The following is a 16,290-nucleotide window of genomic DNA, read 5'->3' on the forward strand; positions in this document are numbered from 1 at the left end:
AACTAGCGTTGCAACAATAAGGATTGGTGTGTGTGAAATAAGCGGATATTTTAACTTTTTTAAAGTTAATAAAGGTTATTTTTCTTGAGTTTTTTCTTCTTTGATTATATTATCAAGATTAGTAATGGCAAAAATATTATAACCATTATCATAGTTATAATTTAATTTCAATTTATGAGCTTCTAAAATCGTATTTACAACATAAAGCCCCAAGCCAAAAGAATTTGAACTCTTATTACCACCTTGAGTAAAAGGCTCTAAATAATACTCAATATTTTTATCTAATTTTTTACCTTTGTTATAAAACTTTATACTTTCATGGCAAATTATAACTCTTACAGCATTATCATCTGAATATTTAATAGCGTTATCTAATAAATTTTTAATTGCAGTTGTAAATAGTTTAAAATCAACATAAACTACAAAAGTATTATCACTTATAATATTAATTTTTTCATTTTCTAAAAGCAACATTTCCTTTGCTTCATTAAAAATGTGAGTAATTGAAATTTTCTTTGGATTTTTTGCAACTCCACTTGTGATTTGCTCTACTGCGGCTAATTCATCTATTAAAATCACCATTCTATCAAATACATTTATAAGTCTTTGCTTAAATTTCGTATCTTCTAGCATTTCAGCTGTAATTCTACCTTTTGTAATTGGAGTTTTAAGCTCGTGCATTATATTTCTTAAAAAAAATTGTCTTGAAGTATTTAAATCTTTAATTTTTTTAATAGCTTGATAAAAAGCATCTGAAACTTGAGAAATCTCATCATTACCCTTGCTTATATTTTCTATATTATCTAAATCATTGCTAGCAAATTTTGTAATTTGTCTTTTAAGTCTTCTAATAGGTCTTAATTTACCTATAACAAATATATAACTAATTAATAAAACCAAAATAACTATACATAATATTATTTGAATACTCATATATCTATAAGAATTAAAATTCGTATCTTCATATAAGAAATCTTTATCATTTGCTATTATATATAAATAATTCTTGCCATTACTTGTAAGAATTTTACTTGCTCCTAAATTATTACTATCTTCAGCCAATGTTATAGCATCAAATAAAATTAATTTTTTACTATCTTGGTCTATTAATTTAAGTTTAAATTGATTTTGTTTGTAATTAAATTCATCTTCAGTAATTGCATTATTTAATTCTTGGAGTTTTAAATTCGCTAAGTAAGAATATCTAGCGTTTAGTTCGTTTGAATAATTATCCTTATCATAATTAATCAACCAAATAAACGCCATTCCTATAGTTGAAGTAGCTAATATAAAAATAAAAGTAATTACATAAAAAATACTAGATTTCATTGTGTTAGCTTATAACCAATTCCCCTAATTGCGTGAATATGAGTTGGAGTTTTGCTATCATCACTAATTTTTTGTCTTATTCTAGAAATAATTACATCTATACTTTTATTAGAACTTTCTTCATTAATTGAAGAACAATTGTAAATTAATTCTTCGCGGCTAACTACACCACCTTCTTTTTTAATTAAATAACTTAAAATATCAAATTCTGCATTTGTTAAAACTAATTCTTTGCCTCTAAAATAAATAGCGTGTTTAAATTCATCATATTCTAAAGTCTTGTTGCTATGCTCGTTTGCACTTATTTGAATTTGTTCAAATCTTCTTAAATGCGATGTAATTCTAGCTTTTAATTCTTTTGGATCATACGGTTTTGGTAAATAATCATCAGCGCCTAATTCTAAAGCTTCTACTTTATCATTTATATCGTGTCTTGCAGATGATACTATAATTGGACTTGTATATTTTTTTCTAATTTCTTTACATACTTCAAGTCCGTCCATTCCAGGCAATGTTAAATCCAATATAATCAAATCATATGTAGTAAGATTTAATTTTGACAATCCAATATATGGTTCATCAGCAATATCAACTTTCATATCATATTGCTCTAAATATTCTTTTAAAATTTCTGCTAATTCTAAATCATCTTCAATCATTAATATTCTAGTCATTTTAACTCCTTTAAATAATTACTAATACAGATAAAACCTTATCAAAATCTATAATTTATATTATAAACCAAATAGCTTACAAAGATTATTTTAATTCATTAAAATTAAAACTATTTATCAAATTAAAAAATATTGTAGCTTAGTGATTGTATAGAACTTAGTTAAATTATTGTAAATTCAAACTAATAAAGAAATGTATTATCTTTAGTCAAATTCTTGACTAAAGATTTTATTTAGCTTTTTACAGCGCTTCCTAAATCCCACATAGGCATAAAAATACCAAGTGCTAAGAAAAGAACCATACCAGCAATAAATAACATAAGAATTGGCTCAATATAGCTTGATAGGTTATCTATAATATTATTAAATCTTTCCTTATAATACCCAGTAACTTTTTCAAGCATTGCATCTAATTGACCACTGGCTTCGCCTGCTTTAATCATTTGAATAAGCATATTCTCATAAAGTTCTGTTTCTTTAAAAGATTCAGTTAAGCTAAGCCCTCTTGAAATTGAAACTTTAGTAGCATTTAATTTATTTTTCATAGTTGTATTAGATATTGTTCTAAGTGAAGTATCAAGTGCATCTGCAATAGGAATACCTGCTCTTACTAGCTCTGTAAAAATAAGATTAAATCTACTCATAGTAGCAAATAAAATAATCTTTCCTATTAGATAAGTTTTTAAAGCATATCTATCAACTAAAGCTTTATAATTATCATTAATTCCATAAAATCTTTTACTAGCAAATATCCCACCAATAAGCACAACTAAAACATATATCCCATAATTTCTTAAAGTATGCTCAATAAATAACAAAGCCTTAGTAGCAGGTGGTAAATTAGCCCCTAGTTGTTCAAATATCTCCTTAAACTGCGGAACAACAACAAGCATTAAGATAGTAAATGCTATAGCAATAGCTGTAACAACTATTATAGGATACCTTAAAGCCTTTTTAAACTTTTGTTGATTGTCATATAATTCTTGTAAAATTTCTGCAAGTTTTTTTAAACTTTCACCCAATTTACCAGTGCTTTCACCTAGCTTAACCATAGCTAGTGTAATATCACCCAATTCAGCTTGAAATGGCTCAAGTGATAAACTTATACTAAGACCAGCATTCAAGTCCTCATAAACTTTAGAAAAAATCTCTTTTACCCTTTTATTTGCACTTGAATTTGCAACTTCTCTCACACTATCATGGATAGAAATACCAGCACCAGCCATAACACCTAATTGGTTAATTGAAGCAATCAAATCAGGTAATTTTATAGTAGGTTTAAAAAAAGATAAATTTTTTAATTTATCAACAGCACTTCCTAGCGAAACGGTTTGAACTTCGCCAGCCTTTACTATACGACCTAAATTTTTATTTTTAGCTTGTTCAACAGCACTTGCCTTGCTTTGTGCTGTTAGAGTTAAGACCTTTTTTTGTCCTTTACTAATATACTCAACTTGAAATTTCTTCATTTATTACTCTTTCGCAACTCTTAATACTTCATCAACACTAGTAACACCCTTAGCAGCTCTTACTATACCATCATGAAACATATCAACAAAACCTTCTTCATAAGCTACTTTTCTAATCTCTTCTTTAGATGCACCCGCTGCAACCATAGAAGAAATTCTATCGCTGATTGGTAGAATTTCACTTATCATTTCACGACCAGTATAGCCTGTTTGAGAACATTTAGGGCAACCTACAGGCTTATAAAATTGTGGATTTTCTACTTCTTTTACATACTTTTCAATTCTTGAATAAAAATTATCAGGTATTTTTGTAACTTGCTTGCAATTAGGGCAAAGCTTTCTTACAAGTCTTTGTGCTTCAATTGCTGTTAATGCACCACTAACCATATAAGGCTCAACCCCCATATCAACTATCCTAGTAACGGCTGAAACTGCGTCATTCGTGTGAAGAGTTGAAAATACTAAGTGTCCTGTAAGTGCTGCTTGAATAGCAATTGTTAATGTTTCAGCATCCCTAATCTCACCTATCATTATAATATCAGGGTCTTGTCTTAGAATAGACCTAAGTGCGGCTGCAAATGTTAGCCCTGCTTTTTCATTAACATGCACTTGCTGAATCAAATTCAACTGATACTCTACAGGGTCTTCAACCGTGATGATTTTAGTCTCAACACTTTTCATATCATTAAGCGCAGCATAAAGAGTAGTTGTTTTACCACTTCCTGTTGGACCAGTTACAAGAATAATCCCATAAGGTGCATGCATTGCTGCTTGAAATCTTTCAAGATTTGTAGGGTGCATTCCAAGATTGCCTAGACTAATTAAAATCTTTGATTTATCAAGTATCCTTAAAACTATACTTTCGCCATTTATAATAGGTAATGTTGAAATACGAAAATCATATTCTTTATCTAAAACCCTAGCAGAAAATCTACCATCTTGTGGTTTTCTTTTTTCTGCAATATCCATATTTGATAAAAGTTTCATTCTAGAAACCATTGGTGGATATATATCTTTATCAAAAATAAATATTTCAGTTAGCATACCATCAATCCTACCACGAACAATGCAGTTTGTCTCGGTTGGTTCAATGTGAATATCGCTTGAGCGATTTACAATACAAGTTCTAAGGATAACTTCAATTAATTTTAAAATTCCAGAGCTATCTTGCTCTCCACCAGTCATTGTAGGATCAGAACTTAATTCTTTTCTAATATCATTGATAATATCTTTTATACTTTCATTTAATTGAATTTTACTTAAATATCTATCAATTTGAGATGGATGTGCGACATAGTTTTTAACAAGTTTTCTACTAAATAAGTGCTGAACTTTATCTTGAGTTTCTAAATTAAATGGTTCTTTATATGCTACATATAAATTAATTTCATCTTCTTTAAAAGGTAAAAATCCATAGTTTGATAAAACTGAATACTGAATTTTTTCAGAAATTTTATAATTAATATCAACTGAATCTAAATCTATATATTCAAATCTTAATTTTTGTGCAATTTTTTCTAAAAATTCTTTATTACCTATTTCAAAATGTAATGCAATATCATCTAAAGTAATACCATTAGTCTTATAAAGGTCAATCAATAAAGATTCTAATGTGCTTTCATCTAAAACGCTTTTTAAATAATTTAACTTATCTTGTGGATTTTCAAAAGACATAATAGTGTCTTTTAATTCCATTTTTCTTCTATATACTAAAACTCCTAAACGATCTACAAATTCCATTACCAGTACTCTTTCACTTCTAATATTTGATTGTTTGAATTTAAAATAGTTAAAACCATCTTAGTAAATGGTTTATCAAATCTCAAACTCATTTCATAGATTTTATCATTATATCTAAAAATATATTTATCATTTTCCTTTATATAATTACCTGATATATAATCATCATAAATATCAGATAAAATATAATCACACTTAGGTAGCTTAATAGAGCTTATATTAAGGTTATCAACTAGTGCTGAATGCAATAATTTTTTCTTATATAAAATAGTTGAATAATAAACAGCATTAGCTCTTGCTTCTTTTGAATTTCTAAGTGCAATAATAACAGCTGATAATTTGTTTATATAATCTGTTCTTAAACATGCAATACCATACAAATTCATCAATCCATCATCTTGATTTTTTACAGCTAAATCATATACTAAATTATTGCATACTTTTGAATATTCTTGATTTTCAATAGCTTTATTAATGTCTGCTAAACTAATGGCAAAACAATTTAAAGCTATTAATAAAAAAATAATTTTTCTCATAATTTACCTTCTTTAATTAAGTCTAAAGTTTGTTTAACACGAGTTGAACTATTAGAATTTAAATAATTAGTTAAAGAATTAATAGCTTGCTCTTTTAAACCTAATTTATAACTTGCTTTTGCAAACATAACCCAAGATTTATCGTTTTTAACATCTAATTTATTTGCAGTCAATGCCCATTCTCTAGCGTTTTTAAAATCGCCTTTAGAATAATATACATCAGCTATATCTAAAGCAAAATATATACTATTAGTTTCAGAAAATTTTAATTTCAAATATTCTAAATCATCTAATTCCTTTCTGCTTTCTACCTTAGGTGTAGCCGTAGAATTTAAATCAGTAATAACTATTGTGTTAGTTTCTATATTTTTAGGTATATTTTTAATAATGTTATTATTTTTAATATTACTTGATTTTGTTTCACTTGTATTTGATTTAAAAGATGAGTTTTTAACATCTATATTCATAATGCTTAATGATATAGTTTCATTATTTGTAGTATCTGATAAAGTAGTAGTATTAACTTCTTCTTGTTTAGGCATATCTACTAATTTCTTATCATTATCTGGCTTATTACTAATTACTTCTACTGGTTTATTGATAATATTTTTATTATCTAATATTTTTTCTTTTTCTAATTTAACCTTAGTATCATTTATAATCTTTTTAACTTCATTATTACTTTTTTTTACATTAGTTTCTAATTCGCTAGCACCTTTTGAGTATGCAAAATATATTAAAGCAGATATAAAAATAACAAATATAATAAAAGCTAATATGTATAAAAAGATATACTTTTTCTTTTTTTTCTTACTTGAATAAATTTTCCATTTATTTTCTAATTCTATAACTTCATGTAAATTAAGCATTTAATAAACCTTTATCAAGAGCAGCCATTTCTAATACTTTTTCATTGATTTTTGGATTACTAAACTCACTAAATCTTTCTTGCTCGTAAAATTCATATATTTCAAATGCTTTATACAATAACATATTAACAGTTCTTAAGTTTCCTTTAGTAACGCTATATATAAACTTATAATTTTTATTACTAAAAAATCCTTTATCCAAACCATTCTTTAAAGTTTCTAATTTCTTATTAATATAAGTTTTAATTTCATCTTCACTAGATTCACTAAGTTCAATACTTTCCCAAATTCTAGTAGTAAAATGTTCTTGAGCTAAAATATCCTCATCAGCAATTGTCTTATGAACTGTAAATAAGAATTTAAACATTCTAGTATCTGATAGTAGTCTAATTTTTTCTATTAATATATTAGGATACATTTGAGCTTCATCAAGCATTACCATATATCCATCGTATTTTAATTCTTCAGGAGTTTGAGTAACTTTATCTTTAAAAATTCTTAAAAAATCTTCGTATTTTTCAATCTCTACATATTCATTAAAAATTTTTCTATGCAACTCTGTGTAAAATCCTGATTCTGAATAAAATGGCTGTTCTAATAATATAATCTTTTTATTTTTTTCTTTTAAATCTTTTTCTATTTTATTTAATAAAAAAGTCTTACCACAACCTGGCTTACCATAAAACAATACTAATTTTAAAGGCTTTTCTAATGAAGTTATAATCTTATGATAAGCAATCTTAGATTTATCAAGATTGATAAATCTAAGGCTTTCTAAATTGTCTATAAATAATTCTTTAGCTAATGTATATTTATTCAATAGCAACCCTTATTCAACATTATTTATTGAATCAAATTCTTCTGCTTTTTCTTTAAATAAGTTTTTAGTAGCAGTAGGTTTTAAATCTTCTTTATAATCTAGTGCTAAAGAGTATCCTAAATCTTCTAAAGATTTTCTTACTTCTTCTTTATCTTTAGTAAAATCAACAACATGCGGAGTGATAACAAACACTAATTCTGTTTTTTCTTTTGATTTTTGTTTAGAGCCAAATAATTTTCCTAATAAAGGAATATCTTGTAATACCGGAATTCCATTTTTACTAAATAATTCAGAATCAGTAATAAGACCACCTAAAACAATAGTCTCTCCATCTCTTACTTGAACAACTGTTGATAATTTCTTTTGTTTTGTATCTGGAGCAACAACCCTATAGCCATCTTTAACTTTTTTATCTTCAATATTTATTAGCTCACTAATGCTTGGATTAATTCTTAGCATAATTTTATTATCATCTGATATTTCAGGTAAGATATTTAATAAAATACCTACGAAAATTGATTTTTCTTCATCAGCATCACCCGTGCTACCACTATCTGTAGTTGTGCTACTTCCTTTTAATTTATAATTATATGTATCACCAACCGTGATTAATGCTTGTTGGTTATTTAAAGTTGCGATTTTAGGACTTGAAACAACTTTAACATCTCCACTTTCTTTAAGAAAATTTATCATACCTGTTAGGTTAATACCCATATTTATAGCTATATTTTCATCTCCATGCCATCTACCTTTATCGGTTTTACCCCAAAATACATTAGAAGTATTTTTTTTATCAGCTAAAATAATAGTGCCATTAGCAGTGTTTCCAATAAGATTTGTAAGAGATGCTCCAGTAGTATCAAATCCTAAATTAAATTGTGTCCAATCTATACCTGTTTTATGAGATTTATTAAGGCTTACTTCAATAATTGAAACATCAATTACTACTTGTTTTTTAAGTGATTCTTGAACTTGATTTAAATAAGTTTCAATCCTATCTAAAATTTCATTACTTGAAGTAACTGTGATTAAACCTGCATTAGCATTGATTGTAGGAGGGGTAATAGGAATATTTTGACCTGAATTTTGAACTATTTCTGAAATCTCTTTGCCTATGTTTTTCCAAAAATCAAATTCTTCTTTAGTTTCAATCATATTATCACTATCTGAACTTGAACCTGAACTTGAACTTGAGCTACTGCTATCGCTGCTGCTTGCTTGAGATTCAACATTTGCCTTAGTAATAGCACTACCCTTACGAACTGAAGTAATATAATCTAATTTAAATGTTTTAGTATTTAAACCTTGAATTTTTAAGATATTATTTGAAAAATCATAATCTAAACCTTGTTCAGCAATAAGCAAATCAAAAATGCCATTAATATGCATATTTTTAATGCTTATTCCATCTTGTCTAGTACTCAATATTCCTTTTGAATATGAATCTTTATAAACTACACTAAAATCACATACTTTTGATAATTGATTAATTATTTCGTAAGCTGAAGTATCTTCTTTATTTACTTTAATATCAAAAGCTCTTTTTGAGCAATCTGCTGCACTTAATGAGCTAGATAGCATTAGCGCTGCACTTAAAGATATAATAGTTTTATTTAACACTGATTTGAACATTCTGATTATCCTTTAAATTAAGTTCTACATAATTAATTGAATTTGAAAGACCAACTCTTTCATTATTAATACTAACTACCCTATAACCTGCAGTAATTATTTCGTTTAAACCATACCATTTTTGATTGATTTTCACTCTTTTATCTACAATAGCATATAAAGTAAAAGTTATAACCTCGTCTGATTTGATTTTGTCCTTATAAAAAGGATCATTTGTTTTTGTAATTTCAAGATAGTCTATTGTATTTCTAACTTGAACTAATTCATTAAATTTATTGTCAAGTTCTGTTCTTGTCATAGCAAAAATTGCTTGAATACAAACTAATATACATAATACTTTTTTCATTAATATTTAATCCCCCATATTGAGATTTTAACATCAGCTTGAATGTCATTTGTATAAACTTTGTTATTTTCGCCACCATTATTATCATTATTAGGATTATCTGTAGGCTCAATTTTATATAGTTTAAGCATATTTACATCTACAACATCAATTGATTTTTCTAAGCTATTTACAAAATGTAAAATATTTTGGAATTTACCAGTTAAAGAAAATTGAACATTAAAAACTTCTTCTACTTTTTGACTTACCAAATCATTTACACTGCTTCTTACATCACCTAAAACTACTTGATATTTTTTAGATAATTCATTAATTTTAGCCATAAACTCAGACCAATTTTTTTGATTATATAATAATTTTGACGCTTCTTTTAATTTATCATCAAAATACATATTCTCATCACTGATTTCTTTTCTTGCTTTTTCTTCGCTAATGATATCTTGTGTTAATTTTTGTATTCTTGAGTTTTGCTTTTCTCTTTCAATAAAATCATCAAGTCTTCTTAACTCTTCTTTAGCTTTATTTAATAATTCTGTTTGTTCTGCCACATACTGCTCTGAACTCTCATATGTATAATCATAGATTAAATAACCAAATAAAAATACACACATAAATATACTCATATAGAATATATTAGTATTAGGCTGCTTTTCGTAATAATTATCTATTTTATCAAAAATACTACCTTGTTTCATCTTAAAACCTTTATTACAATATTACTTTCATGCTCTTTATCTTTATCATCAAGATTTAATATCTTAATCAATACATCTCTTGATTCAATACTATAAGTATCATCAGCACCTATTTCTTTTAAGAATGAAGTTATACCTGTTGAAGTTCCTTTTAAATTAACATTTATAATATCATTATCAAAAGACATACTTGTTACTTTAATATTGCTTTGATTTAAGATACTAGCCATTTTTGTAGCTGCACTAGCTTTTGATAGATAATTAACTTTTTTATCATAAATATTATCTAAAAGTGTATATCTAAATTCTAAAGTTCTTCTAGCTTCATTTACTTCAGCTGATAAACTAGATAATCTACTTTCAAGGTTTTTAATTTCATTATCAATTCTTGTATATTCTGTTTGTTTAGCAGGAATTTTTTCACTAGTATCTCTTTCTTCTACTTCAATAAATTTACCATTTATATAATTATATATAGGATAAATACTAGCCAATACAATAACAGCCAAAATTGATAAAATTAACTTCCCAGAATATCTCTTCGCAAAAGGTGGTGGTCTTAAGAATGTAGATATGTTAAATACATCATTTGGCATTTTTAATTGTTCATTAGCTCTTAACAAGCTTAATAAAACAAATGGATTAATCCTTAATTCTCCGCCTTCTTTTTCAGGAGTAGTTGTAAATTCAGAAGGTGTATTAACCTCAACGGTAAAATTTCTAATATTTTTAAATAAATCATATTTAATTTTATGGATATTAATAAATTCTGCTACCTCAAGACTATTAATTCCAATTTCAACTTTATTATTAAGCATAGTTTCAAGTATAATATCATCATCAAGACACCTAAAGCAAGAAAACAATACTTCAACTTTTTTTAAGAAATTTTGACTTAACCCAATATCAGTTCCTACAAATACTTTTGTAATAGTAACATTATCTAATTGAGCACCTCTTAATATTAAAGATAAATTATTAATTAAGAATTTAAAAGACTCGCTTAAAACCTTATTAAGTGAAACTCTTTTTGCATCATCTACATGGTCAAAACCATATTTTGATAATTCATTTAAAAACATATGTTCAGGAATTCTCTCTCCTAAATCATGAGAAAAGCTACCATGCAACATATCTATGCTAAGTTTATTAATAATCTTATAGTTTATTAATTCTCCATCTTTATACACAGTAAGTGTTGTATATGTTTTATGAAAATATATAAATACTTGAACTCCATCACTTTCTATAAGTTTGCTTGTATAATAATTTTGATACATCAATGGTTCAATATCTATATAATCAATATACTGAAGCTTATTAGCTACATCTTTAAATTCTGTTTCAATTTTTTCATTTTCTACTACAAATACATTATATACTGTATTAATTCCCATACTAGCATTAGAAATACTATAAGATATCTTATAATCCTTGTCTATATCTAATTCTAATACTTCATAAGTTTTGTTTGTAATTATACTGATTTCATCCTCATCTGTATCGTTTGGAACCTCAACAGAAGCATACTTTACATTTTCACCTGGCATATAGGTAATATTGTAAGCAGAATTGCTTTTTTCCTTAACGGTAATTTCACTAAGGACATTATCAGCAAGTTTATAGAGTTTTTTTGTACTTGAATCAAAAGCGACCAATTCTCTTTTTTTCGCTGTTTTCGCCATTTAAATACCTTTTATTTTTTATTGTTTTAAGCCTACTTTTTTTAAAAAGTTCTCATTATCGTACCATTTTTTTTGAACTTTTGCAACCAACTTTAAGTTAATTTTTAATAAAAAAACTTCAGCAATTCTTTTCCTAGCAACTATTCCAATACGCTTAATTGTATTAGCATTTCGACCAATTAGCATTGCTTTATGATTTTCTGAATCTGTAATAATATCGGCATAAATAGTTAAAAAATTATCTTTTTCTATAATTTTATTAATTAACACTTCACAACAATATGGTAACTCATCACTAAGATTTTGATAAATACTTTCTATTATTAATTCTTTAATAACATCTTTAGTTGTTTTATCAGTGCTAAATTCTGGGTCAAAAAAATATGGGTGTTCTGGTAAATACTTTACCATCTCATCTAATAATTTATTTTTATAAAATTTATTTTTTGATGAATAAGGAATGATATTAGGAACAATATCTAATTTATTAAATTCTTCTAATTTATCTAACAATTTTTTAGGTTCAACCAAATCAACTTTGTTTATAACTACAATATGCTCAACCTTTGGCTTTAAATCTAAAAATTTTTTATATTCATCTAAACTATCAAAAATACTCATAACGAATACAATCAAATCACACTCATCTAAGCTCTTTTTAGCAGCTTCTATTAATAGTTGATTGAAATTCTTATTGCTTTCGTGTAGGCCTGGAGTATCTATTAATATTATTTGATTTTCATCGTGCATTATTACCACATTCATTTTTCTTCTTGTGGCATTTTCTTTATGTGATACTAGGCAAATATTTTCGCCTAGTAAAGAATTAATCATTGTGCTTTTACCGGCATTTGTTCTGCCGATTACACTTACAAAACCGCTTTTCATAAAATATATCTTGCTATATCTTGATTTTCTATAATAGAGCCTAATTTATCATCAACTAATTTTGTATCTATTACACAATCTTTATCTTTGTATTTATCACACTCATAAGAAATATCTTCTACTAATTTTTCAATAACAGTATGTAAGCGTCTAGCACCTATATCTTCCATACTTTCATTTGCTTGTGCTGCTATTTTTGCAATTTTTTTAATAGCATCATCTTCAAACACTAAATTAACTCCTTCAGTTTCTAAAAGTGCTTTATATTGTTTTAAAAGTGAGTTTTTAGGTCTTGTTAAAATTTCATACAACTCATCAGCACCCAAGCTATCAAGCTCAACTCTTAATGGAAATCTACCTTGTAATTCAGGGATTAAATCACTTGGCTTACTTAAATGAAATGCACCTGCTGCAATAAATAATATATGATCAGTTTTTACATTACCTAATTTAGTATTTACTACACTACCTTCTACGATAGGTAACAAATCTCTTTGAACTCCTTCTTTGCTAGGGTCTTGTCTGTTTGAATTACCCGAGCTTACCGCAACTTTATCTATCTCATCAATAAAGATTATGCCTTCATTTTGAACTCTTTTTAAGGCTTCATCTTTAATGCTTTCATTATCTAAAACACTATCTGTTAATTCAGTTTCTAAAACTTTTCTAGCGTCTTTAATTTTTAACTCTTTTTTCACTTTTTTATCAGCAATACCAATTACTTTTACCATCTCTTGCATACTTGCAAGTTCTGGTGGTAGATTTGGATTTGTCTCAAGTGAGCGTTGGGTTACATAAATTTCTATAACCTTATCTTCAAATTCTTTATTTCTTAGACGCTCCTTCATCTTTTCTAAGCTAGTTTCATACTCTGCTTGTTTTTCTTCACTAACACCTTTTGGCAATGGCGGTAATAATTTTTCTAAAATTTTATTTTCTATTAGTTCAGCTAATCTTGATTTGTTTTTTTCTAAATGCTCGTTTTTTACTAAAGTTAAAGCTGCATTAGCTAAATCTCTTACCATACTTTCTACATCACGACCAACAAAACCAACTTCAGTATATTTACTAGCTTCTACTTTAATAAAAGGCAAGCCCATTAATTTAGCAATTCTTCTTGCAATTTCTGTTTTACCAACACCTGTGCTTCCTATCATTAAAATATTTTTAGGAACAACATCATCTTGCATACTTTCTTCAAGCTTTAATCTTCTATATCTATTTCTTAAAGCAATAGCAATTACCTTTTTAGCTTTTTCTTGACCTATTACATATTCATCTAAAAATTCAACAATTTCTTTAGGTAACATCTGCATTCTTAATCCCTTAATTCATAAGTAGTTATATTTGTGTTTGTATAAATACAAATCTCTCCTGCAATTTTAAGACTTTCTTTAACTAAAGTTAATTCATCTAAATTCGCATGATTATGCAATGCTCTTGCAGCACTAAGTGCGTATGCTCCACCACTTCCAATAGCACAAATGCACTCATCTTGTGGCACAACTACATCGCCTGTCCCGCTTAATAAAAAGATTTGTTTTCTGTTTAAAACTATCATCATAGCTTCAAGTTTTCTTAAGTATTTATCTTTTCTCCACTCTTTTGAAAACTCAATAACAGCTCTTTCTAAATCTCCTTTTTTACTCTCAAGCATTTTTTCAAACATATCAAATAAAGTAAAAGCATCAGCAGTGCTTCCTGCAAAACCTGCTAATACTTTTCCTTCATAAAGCTTTCTAAGTTTTACTGCATTACCCTTTAAAACCGTATTTCCAAAAGTAACTTGTCCGTCACCACCAATTACTGAAGCGTCTTTTCCCTTATAAGCTAAAATCGTAGTAGCGTGAAACATTAAGCACCTTTTACCACTACTACAAATTCAGCAACAATGCCATGACCTAATTTTGCACTCACCTTATACTCACCTTCTGCTTTAATAGCATAATCTTGAATGCTTTTTTTATCAAGTTCAAGGTTAAATTGCTCTTTAATAGCGTGTGAAATTTCATCTTTTGTAACTCCACCAAATAATGTTCCATTAGCACCTAATTGTTTTTTAATAATAACTTTTTTATCAGCTAAGCTATCTTTTAATTTATTCATTAATTCAAGCTCGTATCTGTCTTGCTCTTCTTTTTTCTTTAAATCACTTGCGTGTTTTCTAAGCACTTCTGTGCTAGCAACTTTTGCAAAACCTTTACCAATTAAGAAATTTTGACCATAACCATCTTTTACTTCTTTAACTTCTCCGGCTTTACCTAAGCCTTTTACATCTTTAATTAATAAAACTTTCATAATTTCTCCTTTTTGTAATATTATTGATTGTAATAAAAAAAAGTATATTTTACGCAAATTATTATGTGGAATTTAAATCTATAATGAATGATTTAAATTCTAATACTTTATTTGATTAAGTATGTCGTAATTATAGCAACCCATCTGCTCGCCTAAATCACAAGCTTTTTTACTTAATTTAAGCGCTTTATTATAGTCTTCTTTTACACCTTCACCATTAAAATAAGCAAGAGCTAAATTATTGCAAGCCATAGGATATTCTCCATCGCAAGCTTTTTCATATAATTTAATTGCTTTATTGTAATCTTGTTTTACGCCTTTTCCTTCGCTATACGAAACGCCAGCATTATAACAAGCATTAAAAACTTCTCCATCGCAAGCTTTTTCATACAACTTAATTGATTTACTATAATCTTGCTTTACACCTTGTCCAATATAATAAGAATTACCTAAATTATAACACGCTTCAAAAACATCTGCATTACAAGCTTTTTCATATAAGTTATTTGCTTTTTTGTCATCTTGTTTTATACTTTTTCCATTTTTATATATCCAGCCTAAACCAAAACAAGCACCAAACTCATTTGCATCACAAGCTTTTTTAAATAATTTAATTACTTTTGAATAATCTTGCTTTACATATTTTTCTTGACTATAAATATAACCTAAAAAACTGCAAGACTTAAAATTATCTTTAGCACATTCTTTTTCCCAAATTTTAGCAGCTTTTTCGTATTCTTTATTTTTATAATACTCTAAACCTTGATTAGCAAAACAAAACACGCTAATAAATACAAATAATAAGATTTTTCTCATTTTTATTCTTTAATATCTTTTTGATAATTTTCTACAGCTTTATTCCACATTAGTTTATATTTGCGTTTAAGATATTCAATTTCTTCTCTAGCTAATTCTAATTCTTTATTTAGCGTATCTATTACTTTTCTATCTTCATCATAAAGCTCTTGCATAGAATAAAGTGCTTCTTTTAAAAAGGCATTTTCACCCCTTAAAACTTCTAAAGTTTCATCTTTTGCATCTAAGACTTTCTCGTGAAGATTAAGAATAGTTCCTATTGTCTTTTCTATAAAATTACCTGCAGGGGTATTTGCAATATCTTGAACTTCTATGTTTTTATCTTTTACAGGAACGATTGCAAAAGTTCCCGCATTTGCTTCTATTAAAAGCTTTTCATTTTCATATTTGTGTTTTAATGAACCACTTTTAATCATAGCCATTACAACTTCTTCATTCAAATGAACTAATTTGCAAAATTCACTAAGTTCAAGATATGTTTGCATAAAAACTC

Annotated in this window: 17 protein-coding genes; all 17 read right to left on the bottom strand. The window is 27.0% G+C overall.

What is annotated here, in order from left to right:
* Nucleotides 1–75 precede the first annotated feature (75 nt).
* Nucleotides 76–1,329: an ArsS family sensor histidine kinase gene (locus KJR01_RS00095; protein ID WP_214115741.1), complete on the bottom strand. Its 1,254-nt coding sequence runs from the start codon at nt 1,327–1,329 to the stop codon at nt 76–78.
* Nucleotides 1,326–2,003, bottom strand: coding sequence for a response regulator transcription factor (locus KJR01_RS00100; protein WP_214115742.1), 678 nt, complete (start codon nt 2,001–2,003; stop codon nt 1,326–1,328). Before KJR01_RS00100 ends, KJR01_RS00095 begins: the two co-directional genes overlap by 4 nt.
* Nucleotides 2,004–2,236: 233 nt before the next feature.
* Nucleotides 2,237–3,472 (bottom strand): type II secretion system F family protein, encoded by a 1,236-nt coding sequence (locus tag KJR01_RS00105; protein WP_214115743.1) that lies wholly within the window; start codon nt 3,470–3,472, stop codon nt 2,237–2,239.
* Between the two features lie 3 nt (nt 3,473–3,475).
* Nucleotides 3,476–5,167, bottom strand: coding sequence for a GspE/PulE family protein (locus KJR01_RS00110; protein WP_442862230.1), 1,692 nt, complete (start codon nt 5,165–5,167; stop codon nt 3,476–3,478).
* A 44-nt stretch (nt 5,168–5,211) separates the two neighbouring features.
* Entirely contained in the window at nt 5,212–5,748 is a 537-nt protein-coding gene (locus tag KJR01_RS00115) for a hypothetical protein (protein ID WP_214115745.1), read from the bottom strand.
* On the bottom strand, nt 5,745–6,617 hold the full coding sequence (locus KJR01_RS00120) for a CDC27 family protein (protein ID WP_214115746.1): 873 nt from the start codon (nt 6,615–6,617) through the stop codon (nt 5,745–5,747). The genes KJR01_RS00115 and KJR01_RS00120 overlap by 4 nt, the downstream gene beginning before the upstream one ends.
* Nucleotides 6,610–7,437, bottom strand: a complete 828-nt coding sequence (locus tag KJR01_RS00125) for an ATP-binding protein (protein WP_214115747.1) — start codon at nt 7,435–7,437, stop codon at nt 6,610–6,612. Before KJR01_RS00125 ends, KJR01_RS00120 begins: the two co-directional genes overlap by 8 nt.
* A gap of 9 nt (nt 7,438–7,446) precedes the next feature.
* Nucleotides 7,447–9,069, bottom strand: a complete 1,623-nt coding sequence (gene mshL / locus KJR01_RS00130; RefSeq protein ID WP_214115748.1) for a pilus (MSHA type) biogenesis protein MshL — start codon at nt 9,067–9,069, stop codon at nt 7,447–7,449.
* Nucleotides 9,047–9,415: a hypothetical protein gene (locus tag KJR01_RS00135; protein WP_214115749.1), complete on the bottom strand. Its 369-nt coding sequence runs from the start codon at nt 9,413–9,415 to the stop codon at nt 9,047–9,049. Before KJR01_RS00135 ends, mshL begins: the two co-directional genes overlap by 23 nt.
* On the bottom strand, nt 9,415–10,110 hold the full coding sequence (locus tag KJR01_RS00140) for a hypothetical protein (protein WP_214115750.1): 696 nt from the start codon (nt 10,108–10,110) through the stop codon (nt 9,415–9,417). The genes KJR01_RS00135 and KJR01_RS00140 overlap by 1 nt, the downstream gene beginning before the upstream one ends.
* Nucleotides 10,107–11,795: a hypothetical protein gene (locus tag KJR01_RS00145; RefSeq protein ID WP_214115751.1), complete on the bottom strand. Its 1,689-nt coding sequence runs from the start codon at nt 11,793–11,795 to the stop codon at nt 10,107–10,109. The genes KJR01_RS00140 and KJR01_RS00145 overlap by 4 nt, the downstream gene beginning before the upstream one ends.
* 18 nt (nt 11,796–11,813) lie before the next feature.
* On the bottom strand, nt 11,814–12,683 hold the full coding sequence (gene era / locus KJR01_RS00150; RefSeq protein WP_214115752.1) for a GTPase Era: 870 nt from the start codon (nt 12,681–12,683) through the stop codon (nt 11,814–11,816).
* Nucleotides 12,680–13,999 carry an ATP-dependent protease ATPase subunit HslU gene (gene hslU, locus KJR01_RS00155; RefSeq protein ID WP_214115753.1) on the bottom strand — a complete coding sequence of 440 codons (1,320 nt, stop codon included), beginning with the start codon at nt 13,997–13,999 and terminating at the stop codon, nt 12,680–12,682. The genes era and hslU overlap by 4 nt, the downstream gene beginning before the upstream one ends.
* A gap of 2 nt (nt 14,000–14,001) precedes the next feature.
* On the bottom strand, nt 14,002–14,538 hold the full coding sequence (gene hslV, locus KJR01_RS00160) for an ATP-dependent protease subunit HslV (protein ID WP_214115754.1): 537 nt from the start codon (nt 14,536–14,538) through the stop codon (nt 14,002–14,004).
* The gene (gene rplI / locus KJR01_RS00165) at nt 14,538–14,981 is read right to left on the bottom strand and encodes a 50S ribosomal protein L9 (protein ID WP_214115755.1); all 444 of its coding nucleotides are present in this window, start codon (nt 14,979–14,981) and stop codon (nt 14,538–14,540) included. Before rplI ends, hslV begins: the two co-directional genes overlap by 1 nt.
* A gap of 99 nt (nt 14,982–15,080) precedes the next feature.
* Nucleotides 15,081–15,797: a tetratricopeptide repeat protein gene (locus KJR01_RS00170; protein WP_214115756.1), complete on the bottom strand. Its 717-nt coding sequence runs from the start codon at nt 15,795–15,797 to the stop codon at nt 15,081–15,083.
* Nucleotides 15,798–15,799: 2 nt separating this feature from the next.
* Entirely contained in the window at nt 15,800–16,282 is a 483-nt protein-coding gene (locus tag KJR01_RS00175) for a DUF3972 domain-containing protein (RefSeq protein ID WP_214115757.1), read from the bottom strand.
* Between the last annotated feature and the right edge of the window lie 8 nt (nt 16,283–16,290).

The organism is Campylobacter sp. 2018MI10, assembly GCF_018501175.1.
In the GTDB taxonomy this organism is placed as follows: Bacteria; Campylobacterota; Campylobacteria; order Campylobacterales; family Campylobacteraceae; genus Campylobacter_E.

What these genes read in the sequence shown, in the direction of transcription:
- KJR01_RS00095 (WP_214115741.1), bottom strand. Translation starts at nt 1,329, where the DNA reads ATGAAATCTAGTATTTTTTATGTAATTACTTTTATTTTTATATTAGCT.
- KJR01_RS00100 (WP_214115742.1), bottom strand. Translation starts at nt 2,003, where the DNA reads ATGACTAGAATATTAATGATTGAAGATGATTTAGAATTAGCAGAAATT.
- KJR01_RS00105 (WP_214115743.1), bottom strand. Translation starts at nt 3,472, where the DNA reads ATGAAGAAATTTCAAGTTGAGTATATTAGTAAAGGACAAAAAAAGGTC.
- KJR01_RS00110 (WP_442862230.1), bottom strand. Translation starts at nt 5,167, where the DNA reads ATGGAATTAAAAGACACTATTATGTCTTTTGAAAATCCACAAGATAAG.
- KJR01_RS00115 (WP_214115745.1), bottom strand. Translation starts at nt 5,748, where the DNA reads ATGAGAAAAATTATTTTTTTATTAATAGCTTTAAATTGTTTTGCCATT.
- KJR01_RS00120 (WP_214115746.1), bottom strand. Translation starts at nt 6,617, where the DNA reads ATGCTTAATTTACATGAAGTTATAGAATTAGAAAATAAATGGAAAATT.
- mshL (WP_214115748.1), bottom strand. Translation starts at nt 9,069, where the DNA reads ATGTTCAAATCAGTGTTAAATAAAACTATTATATCTTTAAGTGCAGCG.
- KJR01_RS00135 (WP_214115749.1), bottom strand. Translation starts at nt 9,415, where the DNA reads ATGAAAAAAGTATTATGTATATTAGTTTGTATTCAAGCAATTTTTGCT.
- KJR01_RS00140 (WP_214115750.1), bottom strand. Translation starts at nt 10,110, where the DNA reads ATGAAACAAGGTAGTATTTTTGATAAAATAGATAATTATTACGAAAAG.
- KJR01_RS00145 (WP_214115751.1), bottom strand. Translation starts at nt 11,795, where the DNA reads ATGGCGAAAACAGCGAAAAAAAGAGAATTGGTCGCTTTTGATTCAAGT.
- era (WP_214115752.1), bottom strand. Translation starts at nt 12,683, where the DNA reads ATGAAAAGCGGTTTTGTAAGTGTAATCGGCAGAACAAATGCCGGTAAA.
- hslU (WP_214115753.1), bottom strand. Translation starts at nt 13,999, where the DNA reads ATGCAGATGTTACCTAAAGAAATTGTTGAATTTTTAGATGAATATGTA.
- hslV (WP_214115754.1), bottom strand. Translation starts at nt 14,538, where the DNA reads ATGTTTCACGCTACTACGATTTTAGCTTATAAGGGAAAAGACGCTTCA.
- rplI (WP_214115755.1), bottom strand. Translation starts at nt 14,981, where the DNA reads ATGAAAGTTTTATTAATTAAAGATGTAAAAGGCTTAGGTAAAGCCGGA.
- KJR01_RS00170 (WP_214115756.1), bottom strand. Translation starts at nt 15,797, where the DNA reads ATGAGAAAAATCTTATTATTTGTATTTATTAGCGTGTTTTGTTTTGCT.
- KJR01_RS00175 (WP_214115757.1), bottom strand. Translation starts at nt 16,282, where the DNA reads ATGCAAACATATCTTGAACTTAGTGAATTTTGCAAATTAGTTCATTTG.